Consider the following 4,499-nt stretch of genomic DNA (forward strand, 5'->3'; position numbering starts at 1 on the left):
CCAGCGTTCATCCTGAGCCAGGATCAAACTCTCCAATAAAGTTAGTTTGTCTAGCATCTAAAAATAAAAATTGACGTTCACGTTGTTTGTTTCGTTCAGTTTTCAAAGAACTTGTYTGYCGCTCATTTGCGACTCCCTTATGTTAACATTTTYATATTTCAATGTCAACCAAGTTTTTTTATTTCTTTTGTCGCTTTCTGCGTTGTTGCTATCGGCGACTTGTTCTATATTACACCTCTAAACTCTAATCGTCAACACCTTTTTACAAAGATATTTAATTTAATATGTTCACACCATTTTAGCTCTAAATCAGGCCCTATAAAGATTTCATTAAAATAGAAACCATCGTCTACTTTTCTTTATTAATCTATCCTTCTACAATTTAGAAACTTCTCTATTACAAAGGACTTGCTTCCCCCATCTTACCGAACTCATACGATTGATTCTTTTCAGCTAAACTGACAACCTTATTTTAATAATTAATAGTATATAAGTAGAAAGTTGCTTTATTTTTCATTACTGCTCCCTTTTCCCCTGTGTTTATCAAATTGTACTATCAATAACCATTCTATTAGAATCAGGTGACGATATGAAAGATATATGTATTCTTATAGCAGACGATGATAAAGAAATCCGTGATTTATTAAAAAGATATTTAGAACGAGAGTTATACATAGTAGATACTACGTCTGCAATTATTTAATCAAAACAACTATAACCTCTTTATATTAGATCTTATGATGCCTAAAGTAGATGGGATCGAAGTATGTAGAAAGCTTAGAGATACAACTAACATTCCTATTATTAATGCTAACTGCTAAAGATCACGAAGTTGATAAAACTTTAGGCTTAAGCATCGGTGCTGATGATTATATTACGAAGCCTTTCAGTATTCACGAAGTGGTTGCAAGAGTAAAGGCTCTTATGCGACGTTTTTTATTTCTCGGAAGCAACACTAACTTACAAGAAAAAACAACTTTAACATTTAAGGGACTAACCATTGATTTAAAAAAACACACAAGTCCCTACGAACGGACAAGAGATTGCGTTAACCGAAAAAAAACTTAAACTAGTAAAGTTCTTCTCTTCCAACCCAGAGCAATTATTTACAAAAACAAAACTCTTCCGAAATGTGTGGGACGCTAATTATATAGAAGATGATAATACCGTTATGGTACATATTAGAAAACTTAACTGCAAGAGAGAACTTATTAATTAATGCAAAGATAATTGGAGTTCACAAAAGGAATGCAATTGAAGAAGCATTAGAAATTGTAGGCTTGCAGCACGAAACAAAAAAATTAGTAGGAAAATACTCTTTAGGAATGAAGCAACGCTTAGGAATTGCACGTGCTCTTCTCCATTATCCTGAACTACTCATACTAGATGAACCAACTAACGGACTAGATCCAATCGGTATTAAAGAAATGCGAAAACTCATTAAATCTTTAGCTCAAGAAAGAAATATAACGATACTCATTTCTAGTCATATATTAGCTGAGGTGGAACAACTAGTCGATCGTATGGGAATTATTCATGAAGGAAGGTTATTAGAAGAAGTTTCTCTTGATACACTGCGTAAAGCCAATCGTAAGTACATAGAATTCCAAGTAAATAATGATAATAAAGCTGCGATGCTATTAGAAAATCATTTTAAAATTTTTGATTATGAGGTACATGATGAAGGAAATATTCGCGTTTATTCTCACTTTGGACAGCAAGGACACATCGACAGAACGTTAGTTCGTAACGATATTGAAGTATTAAAAATTGTGATGAGCGAAGATAGACTAGAAGATTATTTCACCAAACTAGTTGGGGTGGCACAATTGGTTAATCTGCTTTATACAGAACTACTAAAATTGAAACGATCCAATATGTTTTTGATTAGTATTATCGGAGCAGGTGTCGCGCCATTTTTAGTGGTTGTAGCTTCTTATATACACATGAAGACAAAGCAAGCCTACTCCAACTATTTTATTTGGCCAACTGTTCACTGAAGTTAACCTATACACTACTTTGATTATAGGATTCCCCTTATATGGAGTTGTGATCGCTTATCTATTTACCCGTGAATACACGGAAGATACATTAAAAAACTTGCTAACTATCCCAGTATCACGTATTAGCTTTATTATAAGTAAGTTTATCCTTCTATTACTTTGGATCATGATGCTAACTTTAGTTGCTTGGGCGCTAACTTTATTATTAGGGCTAATAGGTAGCTTCCCTGGGTTTAGTATCACCTTACTTTTAGGCTCTCTCATAAAATTTTTAATCTGTGGTGGACTTCTCTTTCTTTCGTCTTCACCTATTGTACTACTAACTCTTGTAATGAAGACTTATGTACCGCCTATTATATTAACAATCATTATTACAATGACTAACCTTATGATCGTAAATTCAAAACATAAAGACCTATTCCCATGGACCGCTACTCTAGATATAGCAAATAACGAATTACAAGCCACATATTATTAAACCGATATTCAAGGAATATCGGTTTTTATCTATTTCACCTCTAGTATTACTCACTTCAATATGGCATAGTGGGTAATAGATCAATATTAATAATCAGAATATTCTTTGCTATCAATCGACACTGAATTAAAAATAAACACCTCAATTGATTGAATATGCCCATTATACCAATACAGAACAAACATTCCATGAAACTACTTCCTTGCATTTAAGTAATCGTACTATATTTCACTTGCACTTATCTTCTCTACGAAAGACTCCCAATTATAAGATTTAAGGAGGTTTCATCCTATGTCTATATACACAATTAGAAAAGCAGGTCGAATTGCTAACAAATCATTTAGTTTCATTTAATAGTATTAACAGCACCATCGGCGAAGTCGGTATTATAGATGAACTATATGGTATTTTAAAAAGCTTCCCTTATTTTCAAGAATATCCTGAGCATGTATGGATTCAATATGTCCCTCATGATCCAATAGGGAGGAAAAATGCATTTGCGTTTGTAAAAGGGACACATGATTCAACTTCTACTATTATCTATCCTTCTCATTTAGATACGGTTGGCATTGAAGACTTCGAATCGTTAAAAGAACATGCTTTCTCTCCTGAAACACTCGAACAATATTTTCAAACCGATGCAAAACCTGGAGCGTGGCTGTTCGGCCGTGGTTCTCTTGATATGAAAAGTGGCGCTGCCATTCATCTAGCCAATATACTGTACTTCTCAGAACATGTGCATTTATTTGAAGGAAATTTACTTCTCTTATTCAATGAAGATGAAGAAGAGGAACATCGTGGAATTATCTCTGCCTTAACCGAACTCGAAAGACTGAAGCAAGAAAAACAATTACAGTATCGTTTGGCTTTAACAATGATTTTATAATACCTTTATATGATGGAGATACTCCGCGCTACATTTATACAAGAACTTCAGGTAAACTTCTTCCTTGTTTCTATATTTATGGAAGAGAAGTACATGTAGGTGATACATTGTCTGGCATTGATCCTAATTTTATTGCAGCCCAAATCACAAATAGACTACATAACAACTATATCCATTACCATACGAAACAATCCAAAAATTAAACATCCCATCTATTTATATGGGCGTCTACGGGAAAGATGGCCATAAATGGACAGAACGTGTTTACAAACTCTATTCATTCAGCGTATTATCTTTATTAATCCGTAATACAACAATACAAATTTTAAATGACTACAAAGCTATTACAAATAGGAAAATTGTCCAGGGCTTATAAAGAAAGTGAACTTTAACTAAAGTGAGGTAAATATACAAATGAATCCATTAGCACAATCATATTGGGATACTTATTGGGGAAACAATGAAAAACCAGAATCTGTTACAGCTTGGCAATTTGGTGATTCTCCTGATTATCTCGCTAAACTAGTCATTGATGGTGTGAAAACCGCAACATGCTCCGGCCATATTTTTTATGAATTAGAAAACGAACCACTACCAACAACTAACGATTATAGTATTGTACTCAATAGTCAGGATGAACCTGTAGCTATTATTAAGACAATAGAAGTAACTATAATGCCAATGAATGAAGTGACTGAAGAATTCACTATCGCTGAAGGCGAAGGCGATCGTACCTATAGTTACTGGAGAGACACCCATATACAGTTCTTTACAAAGGAACTAAGCGAACTTGATCTTAGTTTTTCTGAAGATATGCTGCTCGTTTGCGAACGTTTTAAGCTTATCGATGTAAAAAACAAAGTGAAGCTATGATAAATAACGATTTTACCGGAAGTCCATACTAGATAAATACATTTATCTTTAAACAAATAAGCTTGTTATCAATGGATTTCTTGAGCCATTAATAACAAGCTTATTTCATTAAACACAAAAAAGACGAGTCATTCTGACTCGTCTTAAAGTTGCTTGGCGACGTCCTACTCTCACAGGGACAAGGTCCCAACTACCATCGGCGCTAGAGAGCTTAACTTCCGTGTTCGGTATGGGAACGGGTGTGACCTCTCTGCCATCA

Annotated in this window: 1 protein-coding gene, 1 rRNA gene and 4 pseudogenes; 5 read left to right on the forward strand and 1 reads right to left on the reverse strand. The window is 34.2% G+C overall.

Annotation, left to right across the window (positions count from 1 at the left end):
• Positions 1–589: 589 nt before the first annotated feature.
• The 5 genes and pseudogenes from AC1DKZ_RS32470 to AC1DKZ_RS32490 all read left to right on the forward strand — a co-directional run.
• Positions 590–1,210: pseudogene (locus AC1DKZ_RS32470) on the forward strand (response regulator transcription factor); the annotation flags it as partial.
• Positions 1,185–1,837 (forward strand): annotated as a pseudogene (locus tag AC1DKZ_RS32475) (ATP-binding cassette domain-containing protein); the annotation flags it as partial. The pseudogenes AC1DKZ_RS32470 and AC1DKZ_RS32475, both read left to right, overlap by 26 nt.
• Positions 1,830–2,475: pseudogene (locus AC1DKZ_RS32480) on the forward strand (ABC transporter permease); the annotation flags it as partial. The pseudogenes AC1DKZ_RS32475 and AC1DKZ_RS32480, both read left to right, overlap by 8 nt.
• Positions 2,476–2,767: 292 nt before the next feature.
• Positions 2,768–3,534: pseudogene (locus AC1DKZ_RS32485) on the forward strand (M20/M25/M40 family metallo-hydrolase); the annotation flags it as partial.
• A gap of 247 nt (positions 3,535–3,781) precedes the next feature.
• On the forward strand, positions 3,782–4,240 hold the full coding sequence (locus tag AC1DKZ_RS32490) for an ASCH domain-containing protein (protein WP_476997941.1): 459 nt from the start codon (positions 3,782–3,784) through the stop codon (positions 4,238–4,240).
• Positions 4,241–4,391: 151 nt separating this feature from the next.
• Here the strand turns inward: AC1DKZ_RS32490 and rrf are convergent.
• Positions 4,392–4,499, reverse strand: a 5S ribosomal RNA gene (gene rrf, locus AC1DKZ_RS32495); the annotation flags it as partial.

The organism is Bacillus sp. 05T21 (assembly GCF_056396785.1).

Bases quoted from the DNA above. Each gene is read 5' to 3' on its own strand.
- AC1DKZ_RS32490 (WP_476997941.1), top strand. From the start codon at position 3,782: ATGAATCCATTAGCACAATCATATTGGGATACTTATTGGGGAAACAAT.